Raw genomic sequence first — 22,574 nt, 5'->3', positions numbered from 1 at the left:
ATGGCCCTCACCCGCGAGCAGATGGCGGCCCGCGCCGCCCGGGAACTGACCGACGGCAGCTACGTCAATCTCGGTATCGGCCTCCCCACCCTGATCCCCAACCACCTCCCGCCGGGCGTCGAGGTCGTCCTGCAGTCCGAGAACGGCATCCTCGGCGTCGGCCCGTACCCGACCGAGGACGAACTCGACGCCGACCTGATCAACGCCGGCAAGGAGACCGTCACCACCCTGCCCGGCGCCTCCTTCTTCGACTCGGCGCTGTCCTTCGGCATGATCCGCGGCGGGCACATCGACACCGCGATCCTCGGCGCGATGCAGGTCGCGGCCTCCGGGGACCTCGCCAACTGGATGATCCCCGGCAAGATGGTCAAGGGCATGGGCGGCGCGATGGACCTCGTGCACGGCGCGGGCCGGGTCATCGTCCTCATGGAGCACACGGCGAAGGACGGCACCCCGAAGCTCGTCGAGACCTGCTCCCTCCCGCTCACCGGCCGGGCCGTCGTCCACCGCGTGATCACCGACCTCGCGGTCGTCGACGTCACCCGGGACGGCTTCGAGCTCGTCGAACTCGCCCCGGGGGTCACCACCGAACAGGTCGTCGCGGCGACCGCCGCACCGCTCCGCGTACCCCAGGGAGTCGGGCAGCACGCCTGAGGTCCTCCGCCGGTCCGGTGCCCTTGGACAGCCACCGGACCGGCGGACCGGGGACCGGCGGACCGGGGACCGGCGGACCCGGCAGGAGAGCCACCCTCAGGAGGCCACTCGCCCTCCCGACAGATCCAGTCGGCGGCCGGCGAACCGGGCCCGGAACTCATGATCGTGCGAGACCGCGACCACGGCACCGGGGAACGCGGCGACGGCCTCCTCCAGCTCCTCCACCAGCGCGGGGGCGAGGTGGTTCGTGGGCTCGTCGAGGACCAGCAGATCGGCCGGCCGGGAGACCAGCAAGGCGAGTTCGAGCCTGCGGCGCTGCCCGGCGGAGAGCGCCGCCACCGGCACGGTCAGGTCCTCCTCCCGCAGCAGCCCAAGCGCCAGCAGCTCCCCGGCGTGCTCCTCGGGGAGCCCCGGCCGCCCCTGCGCCCAGACGGCCAGAGCCGTCCGGCGGGTGGGCGCGTACGGAAGCTCCTGCACGAGGTGACCGACCCGGCCGGTACGGCGGACCACACCTGCGTCCGGAACGAGTTCACCGGAGATGACCCGCAACAGGGTCGTCTTCCCGGCCCCGTTGGGGCCGGAGACGAGCAGCCGCTCCCCCGCCTCGATCCGCAGCCCGTCGACGGCGAGCCGGCCGCCGACGGTCACCCCCGTCAGCTCCACGAGCGGGCCCTCGGGCGGCTCCCCGCCGCCCTCCGCGAACCGCCCGCCGAAGCGCAGCGGGTCCGGTGGTGCGGCCACCGGCTCACGCATCAGCTCCTCCAGGCGGCGGCGCGCAGTCCGCACCTGTCCGGACAGCTTGTTCTCGCTGGAACGGCGGTGCTTGCCGAAGCCCTGACGCGGGTCCTTCCCGGTCACCGCGAGCCGCTGCCCCGCCGCCGCGACGAGCTCCTCGGTACGGGTGACCTCCTCCCGCCACTCCAGGTGCTCCTGCGCCCGGCGCCGCCGCTCGGCGGCCTTCGCCGACCGGTAGCCGGCCCAGCCGTCCCCGTACCGCAGCACGGTCCGCCGGTCCCGGTCGACCTCCAGGACCGTGGTGGCGAACCCGGTGAGGAAGGCGCGGTCGTGGGTGACGACGAGCGCGGTGCCCCGGTGCGCGGCGAGCCGCGCCCGCAGCCAGTCGACGGCGCCACGGTCGAGGTGGTTGGTCGGCTCGTCGAGCAACAAGAGCTCGGCCCCCGAAGAAAGGACGCAGGCGAGCGCGAGCCGGGCCTGCTCGCCGCCAGACAGGGTGGGGAGCGGCCGGTCGGCGGTGACGTGCCCGAGCCCGAGCACGTCCATGGCGGCGGCGAGTTCGGCGTCGGCGCGGTAGCCGCCGCGCTCCTCGAAGCATTCGAGCAGCTCGCCGTACGCGACGAGCTCCTCGGGCCCGGCCGCACCGAGCCCCACCTCCGCCTCCCGCAACTCGGCTTCGAGGGCTCTCACTTCGGCGAGAGCGAGATCGACGACATGACGGACGGTGTCGTCCGGGCCGACCGGGTACGTCTCCGGAAGCGTCTGGGCCAGGCGGGCGACGGAGCCCGGAAAGCGGACCAGGACCTCGCCCTCGTCGGGGACCAGCCCTCCGTCGAGCAGCCGCAGCAGGGTGGACTTCCCGGAGCCGTTCTCGCCGACGACGACGGCCTTCTCCCCGGGGCGGACGGTGAACGAGACCTGGTCGAGGACGCGGCGGCCCCCGAAGGCGACGGCGACATGACGAAGGGAGAGCTGAGCGCGTTCGCGCATGGGTGTTCCTCTGATGAATTCGTGGGATTCGCGGAATCAGGGCACGCGAAACCGGCGGACGACCGCGACGGCGGCCGGGCCGGCACCCGAATCAGAGGAAGAAGTAGTGAATCGTACCCATACGCCCAGGCTAACAGCCGGGCGCCGCGAGAGCCCGGGACTTTCGGGCCCCCTACGGCCGGTGGGCCCCCTCCATCCAGTGCTCCGCCGACGGCGGCTCCCCGGCCGCGCCCTCGGCCCGCGCGACTGTTACATCCGTACGAACAACCCGTGTCACAGGCCTCTTTGGCGTTGACGGGCTGATTCCGGTTCGGCTTGACTCCTGCCTCATGCAGCCCCAGCGTGACTGCTCGGTCACCCTCGTTCAGCGCCGCCACGTGGATCTCGTCCGCGTCGCCAGCGCCGTCTGTCGCTGACCCGCGGCCGGTTCCGCTCGCCCGCCGCTTCCTCGCGCTCCTCCGTACGCCCCGCCCGCGGCGCCGTCCCTCCGTCTGCCGGGCCCCGGAGGCATGCCCTCACCATCTCGCACGCCCTTCTGGAGTCCCGTATGTCCACGCCCCTGTCCCGCCGTGCCCTTGGCGGGGTCGCCGCCGGCGCCGCCGCCGCGGCCGCCCTCGGTACCGCGGCGCCCGCCGCGCAGGCGGTCCCCGCGACCGACGCGCAGGAGCGTCCGTTCCGCGCCGCCCACCCGCGCCGCCACTCCCGGCGGCCCAACATCCTCTTCATCCTGGGCGACGACCTGGGCTGGGCCGACCTCTCCTCGTACGGTTCCCCGCACATACGCACCCCCCACCTGGACCGCCTCGCCCGTGAGGGCGTTCGCTTCACCGACGCCTACTCCGGTTCCGCGACCTGCTCCCCCACCCGTTTCAGCCTCTACACCGGCCGCTACCCGGGCCGTACGAAGGGTGGTCTCGCCGAGCCGATCGCCGACAAGTCCGTCGGTCTCGAACCGACGCACCCGACGCTCGCCTCGCTCCTCCGGGACTCCGGCTACGCGACGGCGCTCATCGGCAAGTGGCACTGCGGCTACCTGCCCGACTACTCCCCCACCAAGTCCGGCTGGGACGAGTTCTTCGGCAACTTCGGCGGGGCCCTGGAGTACTACTCCAAGCTCGGCCTCGGCGGCGAGTACGACCTCTACGAGGGCGACGCCGAGTACAAGGACCTGCGCTACTACACCCGGATCCTCACCGAGCGGGCCGGCGAGTACATCGCCCGCGACCACGACAAGCCGTGGCTGCTCAACCTCAACTTCACCACCCCGCACTGGCCCTGGATCGCCGACGGCGACAAGGAGGCGAGCGACGAGATCGTCCGCCGCATCAAGGCCGGCGACCGCTCCGCCCTCTGGCACCAGGACGGCGGCTCCGTGGAGAAGTACAAGGAGATGGTCGAGGACCTCGACCGTTCGATCGGCCAGGTCCTCAAGGCGCTGAAGCGCTCCGGCCAGGAGCAGGACACCCTCGTCTTCTTCGGCAGCGACAACGGCGGCGAGCGTTTCTCGTACAACTGGCCGCTCGCCGGCAACAAGGGCTCGCTCCAGGAGGGCGGCATCCGCGTCCCCTCGATCCTGCGCTGGCCCGCCAGGATCGACGGCGGCCAGGTCAGCGACCAGCCGGTGTTCTCGCCCGACTGGACGGCGACCCTGCTGGAACTGGCCGGGGCCCGGCCCCACCCGGCGTACCCCCTCGACGGCACCAGTCTCGCCGGACACCTGCTGCGCGACGCCGAGGTGCCCGAGCGGGACCTGTTCTGGCGGGTGCGGGGCGAGCGGGCGCTGCGCCGCGGCGACTGGAAGTACTACCGGGGCAAGTCCGGCCGTGACCAGCTCTTCCACCTGTCCGAGGACTCCCGCGAGCAGGCGGACCGGGCGCCGTTCGAACAGGCTCGGCTCGCCGAACTGCGGGCGGCCTGGGAGCGGATCGACGCGGGGCTGCTCCGCTACTGAGGCCGGTCGGCTCAGGGGCGTACGGTCCCGGGCGTCACGTACGCCCGGACCAGCTCCAGGAGGACCGCCAGGTCGGGGACGTCCTCGTCCCGCAGGTGACCTCGGACTCCCCTCTCCGTCCACGCCGTTCTGGTGTCGAGGACGATCAGGAGGATGCCGTCGCGGTACTGCACGCGCTGGAGCCGGTGCCAGGCCAGTCGTCCGCGGGGGAAGAGCCGGGTCATCCTTCTGGAGCCCAACGGGACGCCTGCCGCGTCGGCGAGGGTGATCCCTTCGCGGTCGACCGTGACGGGGCCGAAGGAGACGCTCCGGCCTTCGTCCACCGCCCGGTGCGCCGCGGGAAAGCGGTGCCGCACCGCCTCCTCCCGCACCACCGCGTGCAGGACGAACGCGTCCTGTCCGCCGAGGAAGCCCGTCTCCCGCCCGTCGTGCGACCTGAGCCGCACGCAGCAGGAGGCGGGCACCTGCCCGCCGTGGGGTCCCCCGGTGCTTCCCGGCGATTCGTGCGCGGTGTACGTGAGGACCTCGTCCCACCGAAGGACCGCGGGTTCGCCTCGGCGCGGGATCAGCAGGCCCCGTTCGTAGCGGTGCAGGTACCGGCCGACCGGCAGGGGTACGGGCCACCGCCGGTCCAGCAGGACCGCGGCCGTCATGAGGAGGGCGTAGAGCCCGGCCGAGACGAGCACGAACTGCCGGCTCGCCCCCAGGGTCAGGCCGGCCAGTGCCGTCAGGCCCGAGAGCCAGGCGACCACGGACAGCGCGAGCGACGCGCCACCGACCGACCGGGGCCGTCCCGTCTTCGGCGCGCCGCTCACGGCGTCCGACGCGGCCTCGTAGCTCCGGACGAATGCGCCCAGGCCGTCGCGTTCGGCTCGCGCCGTTTCATCCCCCGTCGGCTCCGGTACCCTCGACACACGGTTGCCCATCCCAGCCCCCCTGCCGCTCCCCCGTCGACCCGCTCCACCGACGGAATACCCGTCACAGGGGCGGATCGCCCCAGCGCGGCAGGCGGAGCTCAGTCCCGGTACTCGCAGAGGTAGGCGGTGTCGACGTCGACCTTGAGCTGGAACTTGCTGTCGGCGGGGACCTCGAACCTCTCACCGGCCCCGAACGTCTCCCAGTCCTCGGAGCCGGGAAGCCGGACCGTGAGCGCGCCGGACACCACGTGCATGATCTCCCGCTTCGCGGTACCGAACTCGTACTCCCCCGCGGCCATGACTCCGACCGTGGCCGGACCTTCGCTTCCCTCGAACGCGATCGACTTGACCGTGCCGTCGAAGTACTCGTTGACCTTGAACACGCGCTTCCTCCTGTGAATCCGGGCAGGGGCCGTCCGTCGGCTCGGCAGCCGCCGGATCCCCGGAGCGGAGGCTACGTGAGTCCCCGAAAGGGCGGAGCCGCTGTCCACTCCTTGTCGGCGACCGCGCCGGAGGTGACGTCCGGGGGTGGCCGCGCGCCATTCGAGGGCATCCCGCCGCGCGCCTCACCGACGCTCACGGAGTGTGATGCCACGCTGCCTGGCGTGACCACGCAGCCCGAGGAAACCCCTCGCCAGCGGACCACCGCGCCCAATCACGTCTACTACTTCGACATCGGGACCGGTGTCTGGCGGGGAACGGCTTCCTTCCGCGTCACCGACTGGCGCCTCTTCCTGCGCAGCCGCATCGGGCTCAAGAACAAACTGCTCGCCGCCTCCATGCACGCCGTCGAACGGCTCACCGGCATGCCCCGGCAGGAGTCGACGATCGTGGCGAAGCCGGAGGTCGGCGAGTTCGGCCGGGCCGACAACGTGGTCAGGATCTCCAAGTTCGGGGTGACCCTGTACCTCCTGGAGGAGCAGTACGTGCTGCACCGCGACGGCATCGGCGTGACCATCAACGGGAAGGAGCAGCTCGGTCCCGTGCCGCGCCTGCTCACCCGGACGTTCACCTACACCGCGCAGATCCGCGACGAGGGGATGGCCGCGACCTACCAGATGCCGCTGCTCGGAGCCGACTGGACGGCGGACTACCAGGTCACGCCCGACCGGCGAAGCCTCTCCGCGGTGCTGGTGTGCGCGTGGGGACGGGCGGCCGAGGACACCCGTCTCATCAGCAAGCCGGCCTAGCCGGCGGCAGGGACACCCCCGATGACCGCCGAGCCCACGCTCCCCGCCGCCAGGGTCACCCGGGTCGCCGCGCTGCTCGCCGACCGTGTCGCGCAGTACGACGCCGCCCGCGACCGCCGGGCCGCGTTCGCGTACACCTACTACCGCCTCACCTCGGCGCTCGCCACGAGCCTGGGCACCGGGGATCCCGCGTTCGACGATCCTCCGTGGGTGGCCACGCTGTGCGAGACGCTCGCGCAGGCCTACTTCGACGCGATGGACGGCGTCGACGCCTGGATGGCCGGACGGCCGAAGGGGTCATCGGGGGAGGTACGGCCCGACGACCTGCCGGGCTCCATCCCCGAGCCCTGGCGGGACGTCGTCGCCGCGTCGGGATTCCGGCACTCGTACGTGCTGGAGGACGTCCTCTTCTCGATGATGGCGCACATGTCCTACGACCTGCCGTTGGCCCTGCGGCAGATGGCGACGTCGACGGGCGACCGGGGCCGGTCCGCCGACTTCCACCGCATGAACGAGGTGCTGGCCTCCTGCATCGACGTGGTCCAGGACGACCTGGCGTCCCGGTACATCGTCGGGCTGGAGTCCTGGGACAAGCTGTTCACGCGGAGCGACGAACTGCTGAGCAACTACGGGATCCGGGTCGCCCGGGGCCTCGCCTGGTACAACTGCGACCGGCTCCTCGACCCCGACGCGGCCGAGGACGCGTCGCGGTCGATCACCAGGAGCACCGGCGCGTTCGTCTCCGAGATCCGCACCCCCGGCGACCGGAAACTCCGCACCGCCCTGTGGATCCTGCGCAGACTGATCCCCGACCGTCGGCGCTGGCCCACGACGACGGTCTAGTCGCGGGTGGGAAGGCGCGGGTCCGGCCAGTCCGCCTCCCATCTCCACTCCGCCCAGTCCGCTCCCTCCGCGAACGCGCCGGAGCGCTCCGCGATCATCGCGAGGACCTGTTCGCGGGCGGCGTCGACGGCTTCGTGCTCGGCGGCGGTGATGACGCCGAGGCGGCGCAGTTGCGCGTACTCGTCCTCGTCCTTCCACCGTGTGCTGTCGAGGTCGGGGGTGACGAGGAGGTCGAGGGCCAGGTCGAAGGTGTCGAAGCCGGCGGGTGTGCGGGTCGTGGGGCGCTCGAAGTTGACGTACCAGTTCCGGAGGCGGCGGCCGGTCGTGTCGGTGACGAAGAAGGCGTTGACGCTGAACCAGGCCTCGGGGGGCTTCCAGAGCAGGATCTCGGTGTCCTGCCAGTGGTCGGCCGCGAGTTCCCAGTCGCCCGTGGCCAGGGCGTCCAGCGCTCTTGCCCGGACGTCCTGGTCGTCCTCCGCGCGGGACTGGACGTACAGGGCGGGCCAGCGGACCTCCGCGCCGGGGGCGCAGCCGGTGACCAGCGCCTCGGGTGTGTCGGCGAGGACGCGCAGGGCGTGTTCGCTCCAGACCTTGCCCGGGCGGTACACGTCCCGCCGTACCACCGTGTCCCCCACCGCGAAGCCGCTCATCGACCCCTCCTCAGCCGCGTGCTGTCGTGGCGTGGAGCCTGCCCAAGGCCGCTCCGGCTATCCGTTCGAGGCGCGTGTTCACCCGTGCGAGTGATCACTCGTTCGGGGATTTGGCCGTCGTCGTGATCATCGGACGGAGATCCTCGCGGAGGCGGCGCCCGACCCGCGTCGCGACGAGGCTTGGTGGAGAGGGAGTCGTGGGGATGAGCGGGGAGACGGGGCGCGGGGCGCGGCCCGGTGAGCAGGCGGTGCTGTTGGTGGCGGGGCTCGCGGACGTGGCCGTCAGCGCCGTCGGATCGGCGTTCGACGTGGTGCGGGGGTTCGCGCGGCGTCAGGACGGGGCGGAGCTGGCGGCGGAGGCCGAGCGGGAACTCACCGCGCGCGGGCGGCTCGTGCTCGACCGGTACGCCTCGGTGCCGCCCGCGCACCTGGAGGTCCTCGCCCGGCACGTGAAGGCACGCCGGGCGGCCGACGGTGGCTGAGGGCTGGGAGCAGGCCGCCTTCCGTGCCCGGGTCGACGAGGTGCTGCACCGCTTCGTCGCCGACGAGGCCGACCAGTTGGTAGCGGTCGATCCCGCTCTCGGTCCCGTGGCCGAGCAGGTGGAGACGGCGGTCGCGGTGGGCAAACGGCTGCGGGCGGCCTTCTGTTACTGGGGCTGGCGCGCGGCGCGGCAGCCGGACAGTGACGCGCTGGTGCGGGCGGCGGCGTCGATGGAACTGGTGCACGCCGCCGCGGTCGTCCACGACGACCTCATCGACGACAGTCCGCTGCGGCACGGCCGGGCCACCGCGCACGTCGCCCTGCGGGAGGCCGTACGGAGCCATCCCCGGCCCGACGAGGCCGGGCGATCGCTCGCGCTGCTCGTCGGCGACCTGCTGATGTCGCTCGCCGGGCAGTTGTTCGCGACGAGCGGGCTGCCCGCCGCGTACCTCGCCCGGGCCCGGCCCCTGTGGGCCCTGCTCGCGCGTGACCTGATCGCCGGGGAGTGCCTGGAGATCCTGCACACCGGCGCCGTCCCCGACACGGCGGCCTCCCTGAAGGTGATCCGCTACAAGACGGCCAAGTACACGGTCGAGCAGCCCCTGTTGATCGGCGGCGCGCTCGCCGGGGCCGGGGAGCGGCTCAGCGAGGGCTTCCGCGGTTACGGACTGCCGCTGGGCGAGGCCTTCCAGCTGCGGGACGACCTGCTCGGTCTGTTCGGCGAGTCCCTCCGTACGGGCAAGGCCAACGCCGACGACGTACGCGGCCACCGGCCCACGGCCCTGCTCGCCGAGACCTGGCGCCTCGCGGGGCCCGGGGAGCGCGAGGAGCTCGGCGCCCTGCTCGGCCGCGCCGACGATCTGGACGCGGCCGGGCTGGAGGCCGTACGCGCGCTGATGCGGCGGCTCAAGGCGCCGGACCGTGTCGAGCGCATGATCGCCGCCCGGGTCGAGGAGGCGCTCGGCGCGCTCCACGAGCTCGACGTGCCCGCGCCCGCCGCCACGGCCCTCCGGGAGCTCGCGCACTCGGCGACGGTCCGCCTCGCCTGACGTCCGCCTCTCCTGACGTACACCTCTCCCGATCCCGGATGACGACAAGGAAACCCCATGCCTTACACCGAGGCGTCCATGAACGCCCTGCGCGGCGGCGGCGACGAGCTCGCCGACGCCACCGTCGCCGCCCTCTTCGACCGGGGCGAGACGGGCACCTTCAACACGCTCATGCGGTACGTCTCCACCGTCGGCGCTCCCCTGCCGGACGGGCTGCCCGAGGTCGCCCGGGAGTACCTGGCGGCGACGAGCGCCCCGCCGGCCTGGGTGGACTGGGAGGAGATGGAGCGGGCGCGGCTGTTCTTCGTCGACAACAACGTGCACATCGCGACGGCGCTGTCGTTCGCCTCGATGCCGGCCTGCTATCTCGTCCCGCACGTCGCGAAGCTGCTCTCGGCGACGCACGGCCTGAACTACCCGTCCACGCGCATGGCGGCGACCGGCCAGTTCACGGTGTACCTGATGCGGCCGGACGCGTTCGAGGCGGGGAGCCGGTTCATCCCCGCCGCGCAGAAGGTCCGGCTGCTGCACGCCTCCATCCGCCACCACCTCACACGCGAGAACCGCTGGGACCGGGCGGCACTGGGGGTGCCGATCTGTCAGGAGGACATGATCGGCGGGCAGATGTTCTTCTCGCTGCTCGTGCTCGACAGCCTGCACCGGCTGGGCATCCACATGTCGACGGAGGGCGCGGAGGCGTACTACTACGCCTGGCGGGTCGTCGGCGCGATGCTCGGTGTCGACCAGGACGCCGTCCCGCCGACCCTGGAGGAGGCCCGTGCGTTCCTCGACCTGTACATGATCCGGCACATGGGGCCGTCGCCTGAGGGCGTCCATCTCACCCGGCAGCTGATCGACCTGTACGAGGAGGTCGTCCCCGGCACGCTCCTCGACCCGATCGTGCCCGCACTGATCCGCTACCTCGTCGGGGACACCAGTGCGGACTGGTTGGAGGTGCCGAGCGGCGGATGGGACACGATCGTCAAGGTCGTGCCCCATCTGCTCGGTGTCCTGGAATCCATCGAGGACAGCTCACCGCTCGGCGCCTGGGCCCTCGACCGGCTCGGCCATCTGACGACGGTCTTCGAACTCTCCTCGCTGACCCGGGGGCGGGTCATGCACTACGCGATCCCGGAGAGCCTGCGCAAGGAGTACGGCGTCCCGAACGGGCCCTCGCGCACGGGACGGTGGACCCCGCCGGGCGCCGCCCTGTCGTCCTCCTGACCGTCAGATGTTGCTGCTGCCGAGGGCGGAGCAGCGGGTGCCCTGGCAGACCTTGAAGTACACCGTGCCGCGGGCCTCGTCGAGCTCCAGGTTGTGGGTGTAGCCCGTGCTGTAGTCGACGGGCACCCGGAGTGTGGCGGCACCGTTCAGGCTCGAGTTGTAGGCCCACTTCACGTAGACGGCCTTGTCGTCGTCGACGTTGTCCCAGATCTCGAAGATGTCGCCGTAGCTCCGGTAGACGACGCCCGCCTCGTTGTTGCCGAGCCGGACGCTCCCGTCGGCGTGGGCGGGGGCGGCGGCGACGCCGATCGCGAGCGCGGCGCCGGCTATTCCGGTCAGCATCGTGCGGAACCTCATGACACTCCTCGTGTACGGGACGGTCGCGGCGGACGGTGTGTCCGCCGCGTGCCGGTCCGGCGCCGTGACGCCGACCGGGCGGCCCGAACGCTGCCGCCCGGCGCACCGGGCGGACAAGGTCTCCGGGGCGTCCCGGACGGACCTCGCGGTGTCCGGTCAGGTCGGCGCCTTGTCCGGGTGCCGTCCCGGACAAGTGTCCCGGGACGGCACGAGGGGCCGGGAACTCACGCCACGAGGGATCAGGGGCAGCCGAGGCGGATGTCGCCGGGGTCGGTGGAGCAGGTGTCGGTGCCGTAGGAGCCGTTGGCGGTGTCGTTGCCGTTGACGGAGTCGATGGTGTTGACGCGGTCGTTGCCGTAGTTGCCGTTCAGGGTGTCGTTGCCCGGGCCGCCGTTGAGCGTGTCGTCGCCGAAGGACCCGTCGACGTTGTCGTTGCCGAAGTTGCCGTAGACGGTGTCGTGGCCGTAGCCCGGGCGGATGGTGTCGTTGCCGCCGAGGCCGCAGATGACGTCGTTGGCGTAGCCGCCGTTGAGGGTGTCGGCTCCGGAGGTGCCGATGATGGTGCAGCCGCGGGCGTTGTTGACGGAGGTGGTGACGGCCGTCGTGTTGTTGGCGGAGTTCGGGTCCGCGGGGCTGCCCGTGACGGTGGCGGTGCTGGTGAGGGTGCCGGTGGAGCGGGGCTCCCCGGTGAGGGTGACGGTGGCGCTCGCGCCGGGGGCGAGGGAGCCGATGGCGCAGGTGGCCTGCGTCGCCGTCGTCGTGCAGCTGCCCTGGGTGGTGGCGGCGGAGGTGACGGCGGCACCGGTGCCCGCGAGCGTGTCCGTGAGGGTGACGCCGGTGGCGGTGGCGGTGGAGGCGGAGGAGTTGGTGACCGTCACCGTGTAGGTGGCGCGGTCGCCGATGGTGACCGGGACCGGGCTGTTCGAGGACACCGACAGGTCAGCGTTCGGGGCCGGGGGCACCGGGGCGTCGCCGCCCTCGAAGCGGGCGAGCGCGAAGGCGAACCCGGCGCCGTACCCGGCGGCGACGATCTTTCCGTCGGGCTGGATGAGGACGCCGCGGGCCTCGTCGAAGTCGTTGAAGCCGGTGACGGCGAAGCCGTCGCCCGCGAACCCGGTGTCGATGGTGCCGTTGGAGTTGAAGCGGGCGACGCCGAAGTCGTTGGCCTCGGAGCTGTTGGGGTCGTCCGCGCGGCCCGCGAGGACGATCTTGCCGTTGGTCTGGAGCGCCATCGCGTAGGGCAGGCCGCCGTCGCCGGGGAAGGCGACCGACGTACGGCCGCCGGTGCCGAAGGTCGCGTCGGGGGTGCCGTTCGCGTGGTAGCGCAGCAGGGCGAAGCCCGCGCCGCCGGAGCCCGCGGCGAGGATCTTGCCGTCCGGCTGCACGCTGATCGCGTTGCCGAACTCCGTACCGCCGAAGTCGGCCGTGACCATGCCGTCGTTGCTGAAGCTGGTGTCGAGGGTGCCGTCGGGGAGGTAGCGGGCCACGCCGATGTCGAACGCGGTGTTCCCCACGTACCCGACCGAGACGATCTTGCCGTCGGGCTGGAGCTCCATGCGCCGGGCGATGCCGCCGCCGTCCTGGGGCGAGGTGGGCGTGAAGCCGGCGACGACCGCGCCGTCTCCGCCGAGGCTCGGGTCGAGGGAGCCGTCGGCGAGGAGCCGGACGAGCGCGAACCCGCCGCCGGCTCCCTTGCCCGCGGCGACGATCCGGCCGTCGCCCATGACGGCGATGTCGGCACCGTCCGCGGAGCCGCCGAACTCCTGGACGCGGACGAGGCCGCCTTCGCCGAACGCCGTGTCGAGCGCTCCGTTGGGGAAGTAGCGCGCGACGGAGAAGAAGCAGCAGCCGTTGCCTTCCTCCTGGTCGAAGACCTCGGTGGTGCCCGCGACGACGATCTTCCCGTCGGACGGCTGGATCGCGACCGCGTTCGCGGACTGCGAGCCGCCTTCGAAGGCGCTGGTCACGATGCCGTCGGTGTCGAAGTCGGGGTCGAGCCCGCCGCCCGGGAGGTAGCGGGCCAGGGTGAATCCGCCCTCGCTCTGGCCGGCCACGACGAGCTTGCCGTCGGATTGGCGGACGATGTCGTGGCCCTCCGCGTAGTTCGTGATGGGGGTGACGACCCGGCCTGACGTCCCGAACGTCGGGTCCAGGTCGCCGGGGGCCGCCACGGCCGTGCCGGGCAGGGTCAGGGCCAGCGCCGCGGCGAGCACGAACGGCGCCCCGGCCTTCCCTCTCAGCCCTCGGCGCCGGGGTACGGGTCTCACGTCTGCGTACGTCATGGGCGTACGGTCCTCCGTCGGTGGGGGGTGTGCGGGGGGGTGTGCGGACGAGCAGCGCACAGCCTCCAGACCGGAGCCCGCGGTCGGCTCCCGAGCCATGCCGCACTGGGCCCACCGGCCCACCCGGATCCACTCTCGCGAGGGAGCGCGCGTGACCGGGGCACGAGCCCGGCCGACGCCCCAGGAGCGAAGGAGCGTCAGACGTGGGCGAGCAGGCGTTCCAGCGGGCGGGGTACGCGTTCCAGGTCGAGGTGGTCGACGAGGGCTTGCGCGTACTGGGCCTTGCGGCCGCTGTGGGTGCCGAGGAAGCGGCGGAGCTGGTGTTCCACCGGGCGTTCGCGCTGCGCCGGCTGGTTGACGAAGGTACGGAAGGGCCGCGCCTCGCCCTGGGCCTCGATGACCTCCTTGACCCCGTCGGGGCCGAGGGCGCGGATCAGTTCGTCCTCCAGGTCGGCGACGCAGACGTGGAAGCCGAGGGTGTCGAGGCCGGTGTCCGTCTCCGCCTCGGCGAGTCCGACCCGTTCCAGGTGGCGCCGGAAGTGGCGCTCCTCCGCGATGTCGTAGAGACCCGCGAGGGGGAGGCCGAGGCCGGGCGGGCCGCAGACGTCGAGGAAGTGGCCGATGTTGGTGGCCCCGCCGAGGGGGACGATCACGACGCCCTCGGCCCGGAGGTCGCGTCCGCGTCGGCCGGCGAGCGCTTCGAGCGCGGCCAGGTCGCTGTCCCCCTCGACGAGGACGACCGCCCGCACGCCGTCGGCCAGTTCCCGGGCCCGGGCAGCGGCCTCGTCCGCGCCGGGTCCGTGCGCCGCCCAGGTCACCAGCGCCTCGCGGAATCGCGTCACGTCGTCCATGCGCCCTCTCACCTCGCTTCCGGCGCCATCGTGGCACGGTGGTGATCCCGGCCGCACGCGTGTTTTCACACCTCCGGGGCGAGCGGGACGGAGGCGGTCAGGACGGTGCCCTCGCCGGGCGTCGACTCGACGGTGAGCGTGCCGCCGAGCTGCTGGACGCGGGCGCGCATGGCGGGGAGGCCGTGGCCGCGTACGCCTCCGGGCTTCTCCGTCGGGTCGAAGCCGCGGCCGTCGTCGGCGACGTCCAGGACGACCTGGTCGTCGAGGTGGCTGAGGGTGAGGGCTGCGGTGGTCGCGTCGGCGTGCTCACGGATGTTGGCGAGCGCTCCTTGCGCGATGCGGACCAGTGCGGCCTGGACCCGGTCGGGCAGCGGGGCGACGGGGGTGCCGTCCTCGTGGAAGCGGACCTGGAGGGTGGCGGAGGTCTCGCGTGCCGCGAGGGTACGGAGGGCCTCGGCGAGGCCTCCGCCGCCGGCGAGGTCGGCGGGGGCGAGGGCGTGCACGAAACGGCGGGCCTCGGCGAGGTTGTGCTCGGCGATGGACTCGGCGGTACGGATGTGGCGGCGGGCGCTCTCCGGGTCGGTCTCCCACAGCCGGTCGGCGGCCTGGAGCAGCATCTGCTGGCTGGAGAGGCCCTGGGCGAGGGTGTCGTGGATCTCCATGGAGAGCCGCTGGCGTTCGGCGAGCGTGCCCTCGCGGCGCTCGGTCGCGGCGAGCTCGCGGCGGGTGCGGACGAGGTCGTCGATGACCGTGCGCAGACGGTCGGCCTGGCGCTGGGAGTAGATGAAGACGGCGACGGCGACGGCGGCTCCGGCGGGCGGGGCGAAGATGAGGTTGGGGTCGAATCCGTACCGCATCCGCAGCTTCATGGAGGCGCCGACGGTCATGGCGGTCATGAGGGCGACCAGGACGACCGCGTACCGGGCACGGAGGGACCGCAGGCTCGTGTAGTAGAGCGGCACCGCGCACCAGCCGAAGCTGGGCGCGAGGACCACCAGGGCGAACCAGACGCCGACGACGGCGGCGAGCCAGAGGAACGCGGTGGCGCGGGGGACGGCGGGGCGGCCGTCGCCGGGGCGGGGGCCGAAGATGGGGCCGATGACGTACAGGGTGGCGAGGCAGGCGGCGAGGGCGATCACCCAGGGGGTGCTCGGGGCGTGCGGGTGCACGATCAGGTAGCGCGTCAGGGACGAGCCCAGCAGCACGAAGAAGGCCACGTGCATGACACGTCTGAGCCAGCCCACGTCGGGGTCGACCGCTTCCCCGCCATTCCCGCAGTCCCCGGCTTCCCCGTCGAGGACGCCTCCGGCTTCCTCGGCCTCGTCGTCGACCGGCGACCGCCTGTCCTTCAGCACCGCTCGCTCCTCGCCGCCTGCCGTCGTCAGAAGATCAGACTAACGGGAATATCTCCTTCCATATCGACCGATCGGTTGACCCCCGTGTCGTCCACCGGGGGCGCCGGGGCGAGCCCGGTGGACGACCGTTCAGGCACGGATACGGACCCAGGATGGAATCAATCGATCCCAAGGAGCTGAGCACCGTGAAGAAGCTGACCCTGCGCACCCGTGTCCTGACCGGTACCGTCGCCGCCGCCGCGCTCACCGCCGGCATATTCGGCGCCGTCTCGGCGAACGCCGCCGCGCCGGAGGCCGCCCCGGCCGCCGCCGTCGCCAAGAAGGACGACGCGAAGAACAAGAACACGACCACGTCGACGCACCTCACGATCGAGGCCGCGACGAAGGCCGCGCAGGCCACCCTCGACGCCGCCGAGAAGGAGAACCAGCGCGTCTCCGTCGCCGTCGTCGACCGCAACGGCAACACCATCGTCACCCTCCGCGGCGACGGCGCCGGCCCGCAGTCCTACGAGTCGGCCGAGAAGAAGGCGTACACCGCCGTCTCCTGGAACGCCCCCACCTCCGAGCTCGCCAAGCGCCTCGCGAACGCCCCCACCCTCGCCGACATCCCCGGCACCCTCTTCCTGGCCGGCGGCGCCCCGGTGACCGCCAAGGGCGCCCCGATCGCGGGCATCGGCGTGGCCGGTGCTCCCTCGGGCGACCTGGACGAGAAGTTCGCGCAGGCCGGCGTCGCCTCCCTCGCGAAGTAACGGCGACGGAGGGGTTCAGTCCTCCAGCGGGCGCGTGGCCGGCCCCTGGAGGACCGACCCGTTCTCGGCGAAGCGCGATCCGTGGCAGGGGCACTCCCAGGTCCGCTCGGCCTCGTTGAAGCCCAGCTCGCACCCCATGTGCGTACACCGGCGGCCGTCGCGCCTGCCCGCCAGGTAGTGGCGGGCCACGGTCGCCTGGCGCCGCGCCACCCCGGGCAGCTCGCGCACGGGCAGCCGGCGGCGCGGGTCGACGAGCTCCGTCCAGGCCGGGCGCGGTGCGCCGGTGAGGTGGGCGGTGAGGAGCCGGGCGGCGGCGACGCCGTTGCTGAGTCCCCAGCCGCCGAATCCGGTGGCGACGTACACGTGCTCGGTGTCGGGATGCTCGTGGCCGATGCACGGCAGTCCGTCGGCCGTGTGCACGTCCTCTGCCGCCCAGCGGTGGAAGGACGGGGCCTCGGCGAAGCCCGGGAGAAGGTCGCGCGCCCAGCTCTCCAGGCGGGCGAGCCGTTCGTCGACGCCGTCGGCGCCCGGTGAGAAGGACTCGCCCGCCACGATCAGCAGCCGCCGGCCCTCGTCGAGCGGTGCCGTGCGCACGGACCGTGTGCCGCCCTCGTGGGTCAGGTACATGCCGTCCGGGGCGTGCCGCTCCGCGACCGGGGCGGCGACGACCAGCTCGCGATAGAGGGAGAGCCGCAGGAGCAGGCCGGTGTGGCAGCGCACCGGGAACTGGGTCGCGAGGACGACGTCGCGCGCGTGGACCGTGGCCCCGTTCTCCAGGGTGAGGCGGCAGTCGGCGCCCTCCTTGAGGTCGGTGACGCGCGTGTGCTCGTACAGCCGGACCCCGTGCGCGACGAGATCGTCCGCGATGCCGAGCAGGAAGCGGCGGGGATGGAACTGGAGCTGGTCCCGGAGCCGTACGGCCGCGACGACCGGGTACGGGAGACCTGTCCCGGTCACGACCTCGGCCCGCAGTCCGGCCGCCGAGGCGGCGGCCGCCTCGGCCCGTATCTCCTCCACGCGCCCCTCGTCGAGGGTGTACGTGTACGCCGTCGAGCCCTCCAGCTGCGCGTCGATCCCCAGCTCCAGGCAGAGCCGGGTCACCTCCCGCAGCGCGCCCTCCTGCGCGTCTGCGTACAGCCGGGCCCCCTCGTCGCCGTGCCGGGCGCGCAGATCCGTGTAGCGGAGCCCGTGGAGGGAGGTCAGTTTGCCGGTGGTGTGCCCGGTCACCCCGCCCGCGATCCGGCCGGCCTCCAGGACGACGACCTCGCGCCCGGCGCGGTTCAGCTCGCGCGCGGTGCACAGGCCGACGATCCCGGCCCCGACGACGACCACGTCGGCGGAGAGGTCGCCTTCCAGGGATGGCAGCTGGTGGCGGGGCGGCGCCGAGTCCATCCAGTACGAGGTTCCGGTCGTCGCGCGCATGACGTGCTCCTCTCGGCCGAGAGGCGTCTACCCGGAACGGAGAGGGTGACGCTCAGCCCTCGACGCCGGTGGAGGTGTGCGCGGCGCCGACCGGCTTCGACTCGGGGGAGCCGCGCTGCCGCAGGTAGACGGAGAGGACCACCATCGAGGCGACGGCGAGGAGTTCGGACTGCCAGTTCTGGAGGGTCCGGTTCCAGAACTCGGCGGAGGTGGCGTACGTGACCCAGTCGACCGGGTCCTGGTACGCGCGCAGCTGGTCCTCGTTGAAGGTGACCCGGCCGGTGACGGACTGGGCCAGCCAGGAGAGGACGAAGATCAGGCCCATGACGAGGCCGAGGGAGTTCGAGTAGAGGCTCTGCCGGAGACCGCCGGCCGACGCCGAGGCGGGCGAGTCCGGCTCCGCGTAAGCGCCGGTCTTCTGCTCCTCGTCCGACTCCCGGCCGATCCTGTCGAGCGGCTTCGACTCGGGCGAGCCGCGCTGCACGAGCCAAACGGTCGCGGAGACGAACAGGAAGAACTGGAGGAACTCCGACTGCCAGTTCTCGGTGACGTCGACGAGGAAGTCCGAGGTCAGGACGTACTCGGTGCAGCCGACGGGGTGGAGACTCGCGGCGGTGAGGACGGTGTTGAGCTCGGCGCAGCCCGCGACGGCCTGGCCGAGGAGCGAGAGCAGGAAACCGGCGCCGAAGGCGAGGCTGAGACCGTTGTCGCGGAGGAACCGCGCGGGGCCGCTCATCGGCGTTCCAGGCCGACGACGAGGGCGAGGGCGAGTCCCGCCGCGATCATCACGAGGCAGGAGATGAACACGGTCCGCATCTCAGGGGCCCTCCACTTCGCAGTCCGCCGGGCGTTCCGGCCGTGGGGTACAGCCGGCGGCCGTGACCTTCCAGCCCTCCGGGAAGGAGGCGAGGAAGACGAGGTCGTCCTCGAAGGCGACCCGCGCCTGCTTCCCGTACACCTCGGTCCGCAGCGGCGAGCCCGCGTCGGCGGCAAGGTCGAGCCCGGCGAGGGCGGCGGGGCAGGGGCCGTCGCTCTCCAGTTCCTCGCGGGTGCCGGGAGCGAGCGCCGCACACGCCCGGAGCGCGTCCGAGGCGCGCAGGGCCTCCTCGAAGGCGACGGCCGCGCGCCGGGCGGCGCCGGTCCGTTCCCCGACGCCGGCACAGCCCGTCAGGCCGAGGCACAGGGCGCCGAGGAGGAGACCGGTCGTGATCGTGCGCATGGGGCGACCTTGCCCCGTCGCACGGAGGCAGCCTCGGCCCGGCGTTCCGACACGCGAGGCGATGGCCCGTCCGGCGTAGGGGCGATCCGCGGGGGGATCGGGGGCGCGCCGGCTCAGGCTCCTCCGAGCGGACTCGTGTCCAGGTGCGCGAGGAGGTCGGCCGGGTCGTCGTAGACGGCTGCGGCGCCCGCCTCCGTGAGGTCGGCGCGCGGGATGCCGCCGCACAGCAGGGCGACGCGACGCACGCCCGCGTGACGGGCGGCGCGCATGTCCCAGACGCTGTCGCCGACGAAGACGGCCCGGTCAGCGGGCACGTCGACGAGGCCGAGGGCGTGCTCGATCGGATCCGGCGCGGGTTTGCCCTCGTCGACGTCGTCCGAGGTGGCGGTGGCCGCGATGGCCTCGTCCGCGCCGATCGCGCCGCGCAGGGCGTCCAGTTCGCGGTCCTGGGCGGAGGTCACGAGGACCACCGCCCAGCCGTCGTCCGCGAGGGTACGGAGCAGGTCGGCGGCCCCGTCGAAGGCGCGGAGCCGTTCGAAGTACGTCCCGTAGAGGGTGTCGTGGGCAGCGGACAGGCGGTCGTCCTCCGCCGTGTCCCGGCCGTCGCCGAGCAGGTGGTCGAGGAGGCGTTCCCCGGGCAGGCCGATCGCGCGGTGCACCGCGTGCGCGGGGACGGGGTGGCCGCCCTGGCGCAGGGCCTCCCACCAGGCCACGACATGCAGGTGGTTGGAGTCGACGAGGGTGCCGTCGACGTCGAACAGCGCGGCTCGGTCCATGTCCGGGGTTCCTCCGTGAGTGCGGTGGGTGTCAGCGCTCGCGCGGGGATGTCACCGCTCGGGCGGGGTGGGCGGCCGGTCGTCGGGCTCGGACGGCTGCGGCCAGGATTCCGGGGCGTCGGGAGGCAGGTCCCGCGTCTCGACGCGCCGTACCGGGCCCGGACCCTCGTCCGCCGGAGCGTCGCTCATCGGGCCCTCGCTCATCGGCAGGTCGCTGGCGGGCCGCTGACCCGTCGACGCCTCCCGCATGCCGCCGCCGTCCCTCATCGGGCCGTCGCCCGTCGAGCTTTCCCGTGCGGTGTCGCCGGGCATCGTGCCCCTCATCGGCCGCTCACCCGTCACGGGGTCGATGGCGCGGTCCCCTTCCCTCTCCGGGTCCGTCATCCGGCGCTCTTCCCTCGACGGGTACGAGTGCCCCTCCTCCGTCGTGCCGCCGCGCGGCGGCACGTCCATGCCGGCGTCGGGGTCGACGGCGTCACCGGGACGGATCCGGCCGCGCCAGCCTCCGGTCTCCTCGCCGCGCTCCTCGATGAATCCCTTGAACCTCTTCAGATCGCCCTTGACCCGTCGGTCCAGCATGCCGAGGGCGTCCGCGAGCTTCTGCCCCATGCCGTCGGCCTCGACGTCCATGGCCAGCCGGACCCGGGTGTGCTCGTCGTCGATCTGCATGAAGCTGACGACGCCCTTCTGCCGAACGTCCCCGCCGACGGTGCGCCAGGAGACGCGCTCGTCGGGGAGCTGGTCGACGATCTCGGTGTCGAACTCGCTCTGGACTCCGGCGACCCGGGTCCGCCAGTGGCAGTGCCGGTCGTCGAGCTGCCTGACGTCCTCGACTCCTTCCATGAACTTCGGGAACTCCTCGAACTGCGTCCACTGGTTGTACGCCCGCCGCAGCGGTACGTCCACGTCGATCGTCTGCTCGACTCTGCTCATGGTTCGTCTCCTTGTTCTGCGCTCGATGACCGCGCAAGGAGCCCGCGGGCCGCCTTGGCGATGTGGGTGCGGGAGATGCCCGCGGCGTCGAGGAGTTCGTCGGTCGTCCCCGAGTCCGGGAGCCCGGTGACCGCCAGGTGGGCGAAGGCCGGGCAGGCGCCGTGCTCCGCGAGCGCCGACAGGACGGCTTCGCCGATCCCGCCCTCCGGGTGGTGGTCCTCGGCGACGACGAGTGCGCCCGTGTCCCGGGCGGCGCGGGCGAGTGTGCGGCCGTCGACGGGCTTCACGGAGTACAGGTCGACGACCCTTGCGCGTACGCCCTCGGCCGCCAGGGTGTCGGCGGCGGCGAGGCAGGCGTGCAGGGTGACGCCCGCGCCGATCAGGGTCACCCGGTCGTCGTCGGTACGGCGGAGGGTCTTGGAGCCGCCGACGGGGAACGTCTCGCCGTCGGCGTACAGGACGGGGTAGGCCCCTCGGGTGGCCCGCAGATAGCTGATGCCGTCGAGGTCGGCCATGGCCGCCGTCAGCGCGGCGGCGGAGGTGGCGTCGGCGGGGTAGAGGACCGTGGAGCCGAGGACGGCCCGCATCATGGCGAGGTCCTCGACGCCCATCTGCGAGGGGCCGTCGGCGCCGATCTCGACGCCGCAGTGGGTCCCGCACACGGCCATCGTGATCCGGGAGACGGCGGCCATGCGCAGGAAGTCGTGCGCGCGGGTGAGGAAGGCGGCGAAGGTCGTGGCGAAGGGGTGGTAGCCGCACACGGCCATGCCGACGGCGTCGGCGATCATCTGCTGTTCGGCGATGTACGCCTGGACGTACCGGTCGGGGTACTTCTCGCCGAACTCCTCGGTGTGCGTGGAGTTGCCGACCTCGGCGTCGAGGGCGACGATCTCGCTCCGCGCGCCGAGGGCCGCGAGGGCGGCGCCGAAGGCGGCCCGGGTGGCGACGCGGTCGCCGGGCTCGTACCGGGGCAGGCGGACGGCTCCGGGCACGCGCCGCGGCCGGGCGCGGGTCACGGAGCGGGCGGGGGCGGCGGGTGGCACCGGGCCGCGTACGCGCAGGTGGCGCGTGCCGCCGAGTTCGGCGATCGCTCGCTCGGCCATGTCCTCGGGGAGCGGTTTGCCGTGCCAGCCGTTCTTGTCGGCGACCTCGCTCACGCCCCGGCCCTTGACGGTCCTCGCGATCACCACGGTGGGCGCCAGGCCGTCGGCGGCCGTGGTCAGGGCCCGGTCGATCGCCGCGAGGTCGTGGCCGTCGACCCTGATCGCCCGGCAGCCGAAGGCCTCGGCACGACGGGCGTAGGCCGCGGTGTCCCACTCCAGGGCGGTGGGGCCGCGCTGGCCGAGGCGGTTGACGTCGATCAGGGCGACGAAGTTCGCGAGCCGGTGCCGTCCGGCCGCGTCCAGGGCCTCCCACACCGAGCCCTCGGCGGTCTCGCTGTCGCCGCACAGCACCCACACCCGCGCGGGCGACTTCCGCAGGTCACGGCAGGCGAGCGCGATGCCGACCCCGTATCCGACGCCCTGACCGAGCGAACCGGTGGCCACGTCCACCCAGGGCAGCTCGGGGGTGGGGTGGCCTTGCAGCCGGTGGCCGTGACGGCGGTACGTGGTCATGAGCTCGTCGTCGTCGATCGCCCCGGCCGCCTTGAACATCGCGTACAGGAGCGGGGACGCGTGCCCCTTGGAGAACACCAGGTGGTCCGCAGCGGGGTTCCCGGGATCCTCCCACGCGTACCGCAGGTGGCGGGTCATGAGGACCGCCATGAGGTCGGCGGCGGAGAGGCCCGAGGTGGGGTGGCCCGAACCGGCCGAGGTACTGGCGCGGACGCAGTCCACCCGCAGCTGCCGGGCGAGCTCGCCGACCTCGGACAGGTCGCTGCCGGGGTCGAGGGTGCGGGTACGGGTGGAGGTGGGGGCCGGGGCTGGGGTGAGTGGCGCCGTCAT

At 72.9% G+C, this 22,574-nt stretch carries 22 protein-coding genes and 1 pseudogene; 9 read left to right on the top strand and 14 right to left on the bottom strand.

The window, feature by feature from the left end:
* Window positions 1–654 carry a CoA transferase subunit B gene (locus ACFC0Z_RS05245; RefSeq protein ID WP_376432897.1) on the top strand — a complete coding sequence of 218 codons (654 nt, stop codon included), beginning with the start codon at window positions 1–3 and terminating at the stop codon, window positions 652–654.
* 96 nt (window positions 655–750) lie between these two features.
* Here ACFC0Z_RS05245 and ACFC0Z_RS05240 read toward each other — a convergent pair whose 3' ends face one another.
* Complete coding sequence (locus tag ACFC0Z_RS05240) at window positions 751–2,379, bottom strand: ABC-F family ATP-binding cassette domain-containing protein (protein ID WP_376432895.1); 1,629 nt, start codon at window positions 2,377–2,379, stop codon at window positions 751–753.
* Window positions 2,380–2,708: 329 nt separating this feature from the next.
* Between ACFC0Z_RS05240 and ACFC0Z_RS05235 the strand changes: the two genes are divergently transcribed.
* Window positions 2,709–2,795 (top strand): putative leader peptide, encoded by an 87-nt coding sequence (locus tag ACFC0Z_RS05235; protein WP_376433471.1) that lies wholly within the window; start codon window positions 2,709–2,711, stop codon window positions 2,793–2,795.
* 131 nt (window positions 2,796–2,926) lie between these two features.
* Window positions 2,927–4,330: a sulfatase gene (locus ACFC0Z_RS05230; RefSeq protein WP_376432893.1), complete on the top strand. Its 1,404-nt coding sequence runs from the start codon at window positions 2,927–2,929 to the stop codon at window positions 4,328–4,330.
* Between the two features lie 11 nt (window positions 4,331–4,341).
* On the opposite strand, the gene ACFC0Z_RS05225 is transcribed toward ACFC0Z_RS05230, so the two are convergent.
* Both ACFC0Z_RS05225 and ACFC0Z_RS05220 read right to left on the bottom strand, forming a co-directional pair.
* Window positions 4,342–5,145 carry a hypothetical protein gene (locus ACFC0Z_RS05225; protein WP_376432892.1) on the bottom strand — a complete coding sequence of 268 codons (804 nt, stop codon included), beginning with the start codon at window positions 5,143–5,145 and terminating at the stop codon, window positions 4,342–4,344.
* A gap of 200 nt (window positions 5,146–5,345) precedes the next feature.
* Window positions 5,346–5,630 (bottom strand): pyrimidine/purine nucleoside phosphorylase, encoded by a 285-nt coding sequence (locus ACFC0Z_RS05220; RefSeq protein ID WP_376432890.1) that lies wholly within the window; start codon window positions 5,628–5,630, stop codon window positions 5,346–5,348.
* A 222-nt stretch (window positions 5,631–5,852) separates the two neighbouring features.
* Here ACFC0Z_RS05220 and ACFC0Z_RS05215 point away from each other — a divergent pair, with 222 nt between their 5' ends.
* Window positions 5,853–6,437, top strand: a complete 585-nt coding sequence (locus tag ACFC0Z_RS05215) for a hypothetical protein (RefSeq protein WP_376432888.1) — start codon at window positions 5,853–5,855, stop codon at window positions 6,435–6,437.
* 21 nt (window positions 6,438–6,458) lie between these two features.
* Window positions 6,459–7,280 carry a DUF5995 family protein gene (locus ACFC0Z_RS05210; RefSeq protein ID WP_376432886.1) on the top strand — a complete coding sequence of 274 codons (822 nt, stop codon included), beginning with the start codon at window positions 6,459–6,461 and terminating at the stop codon, window positions 7,278–7,280.
* On the opposite strand, the gene ACFC0Z_RS05205 is transcribed toward ACFC0Z_RS05210, so the two are convergent.
* Window positions 7,277–7,930: a DUF402 domain-containing protein gene (locus ACFC0Z_RS05205; RefSeq protein WP_376432884.1), complete on the bottom strand. Its 654-nt coding sequence runs from the start codon at window positions 7,928–7,930 to the stop codon at window positions 7,277–7,279. The two genes, ACFC0Z_RS05210 and ACFC0Z_RS05205, sit on opposite strands and share 4 nt — an antisense overlap.
* 203 nt (window positions 7,931–8,133) lie before the next feature.
* Between ACFC0Z_RS05205 and ACFC0Z_RS05200 the strand changes: the two genes are divergently transcribed.
* From ACFC0Z_RS05200 to ACFC0Z_RS05190, 3 genes are read left to right on the top strand one after another with little or no spacing between them, the layout of a single operon-like run.
* Window positions 8,134–8,412: a polyprenyl synthetase gene (locus ACFC0Z_RS05200; protein WP_376432882.1), complete on the top strand. Its 279-nt coding sequence runs from the start codon at window positions 8,134–8,136 to the stop codon at window positions 8,410–8,412.
* Window positions 8,405–9,460, top strand: coding sequence for a polyprenyl synthetase family protein (locus ACFC0Z_RS05195; protein ID WP_376432880.1), 1,056 nt, complete (start codon window positions 8,405–8,407; stop codon window positions 9,458–9,460). The genes ACFC0Z_RS05200 and ACFC0Z_RS05195 overlap by 8 nt, the downstream gene beginning before the upstream one ends.
* 57 nt (window positions 9,461–9,517) lie before the next feature.
* Complete coding sequence (locus tag ACFC0Z_RS05190; RefSeq protein ID WP_376432877.1) at window positions 9,518–10,684, top strand: oxygenase MpaB family protein; 1,167 nt, start codon at window positions 9,518–9,520, stop codon at window positions 10,682–10,684.
* A gap of 3 nt (window positions 10,685–10,687) precedes the next feature.
* Here ACFC0Z_RS05190 and ACFC0Z_RS05185 read toward each other — a convergent pair whose 3' ends face one another.
* From ACFC0Z_RS05185 to ACFC0Z_RS05170, 4 genes are all read right to left on the bottom strand, one after another.
* Window positions 10,688–11,041 carry a hypothetical protein gene (locus ACFC0Z_RS05185; RefSeq protein WP_376432876.1) on the bottom strand — a complete coding sequence of 118 codons (354 nt, stop codon included), beginning with the start codon at window positions 11,039–11,041 and terminating at the stop codon, window positions 10,688–10,690.
* 239 nt (window positions 11,042–11,280) lie between these two features.
* Complete coding sequence (locus ACFC0Z_RS05180) at window positions 11,281–13,323, bottom strand: calcium-binding protein (protein ID WP_376432874.1); 2,043 nt, start codon at window positions 13,321–13,323, stop codon at window positions 11,281–11,283.
* A 197-nt stretch (window positions 13,324–13,520) separates the two neighbouring features.
* Complete coding sequence (locus tag ACFC0Z_RS05175; protein WP_376432872.1) at window positions 13,521–14,174, bottom strand: TOPRIM nucleotidyl transferase/hydrolase domain-containing protein; 654 nt, start codon at window positions 14,172–14,174, stop codon at window positions 13,521–13,523.
* Between the two features lie 65 nt (window positions 14,175–14,239).
* Window positions 14,240–15,397, bottom strand: a complete 1,158-nt coding sequence (locus ACFC0Z_RS05170; protein ID WP_376433469.1) for a sensor histidine kinase — start codon at window positions 15,395–15,397, stop codon at window positions 14,240–14,242.
* A 317-nt stretch (window positions 15,398–15,714) separates the two neighbouring features.
* On the opposite strand from ACFC0Z_RS05170, the gene ACFC0Z_RS05165 reads away from it, so the two are divergent.
* Complete coding sequence (locus ACFC0Z_RS05165; RefSeq protein WP_376433467.1) at window positions 15,715–16,278, top strand: heme-binding protein; 564 nt, start codon at window positions 15,715–15,717, stop codon at window positions 16,276–16,278.
* A gap of 15 nt (window positions 16,279–16,293) precedes the next feature.
* Here ACFC0Z_RS05165 and ACFC0Z_RS05160 read toward each other — a convergent pair whose 3' ends face one another.
* From ACFC0Z_RS05160 to ACFC0Z_RS05135, 6 genes and pseudogenes are all read right to left on the bottom strand, one after another.
* Window positions 16,294–17,700, bottom strand: a complete 1,407-nt coding sequence (locus ACFC0Z_RS05160; RefSeq protein WP_376432870.1) for an FAD-dependent oxidoreductase — start codon at window positions 17,698–17,700, stop codon at window positions 16,294–16,296.
* 52 nt (window positions 17,701–17,752) lie between these two features.
* The gene (locus ACFC0Z_RS05155; protein WP_376432869.1) at window positions 17,753–18,436 is read right to left on the bottom strand and encodes a DUF6766 family protein; all 684 of its coding nucleotides are present in this window, start codon (window positions 18,434–18,436) and stop codon (window positions 17,753–17,755) included.
* A gap of 81 nt (window positions 18,437–18,517) precedes the next feature.
* Window positions 18,518–18,919 (bottom strand): hypothetical protein, encoded by a 402-nt coding sequence (locus tag ACFC0Z_RS05150; protein ID WP_376432867.1) that lies wholly within the window; start codon window positions 18,917–18,919, stop codon window positions 18,518–18,520.
* A 113-nt stretch (window positions 18,920–19,032) separates the two neighbouring features.
* Window positions 19,033–19,695: an HAD family hydrolase gene (locus ACFC0Z_RS05145; RefSeq protein WP_376432865.1), complete on the bottom strand. Its 663-nt coding sequence runs from the start codon at window positions 19,693–19,695 to the stop codon at window positions 19,033–19,035.
* Between the two features lie 462 nt (window positions 19,696–20,157).
* Window positions 20,158–20,628 (bottom strand): annotated as a pseudogene (locus ACFC0Z_RS05140) (SRPBCC family protein); the annotation flags it as partial.
* Complete coding sequence (locus ACFC0Z_RS05135; RefSeq protein WP_376432863.1) at window positions 20,625–22,574, bottom strand: transketolase; 1,950 nt, start codon at window positions 22,572–22,574, stop codon at window positions 20,625–20,627. The gene ACFC0Z_RS05135 and the pseudogene ACFC0Z_RS05140, both read right to left, overlap by 4 nt.

The organism is Streptomyces sp. NPDC056144 (genome assembly GCF_042264145.1).
Classification (GTDB): Bacteria; Actinomycetota; Actinomycetes; order Streptomycetales; family Streptomycetaceae; genus Streptomyces.
This window is presented reverse-complemented; position numbering and strand designations above follow the sequence as displayed.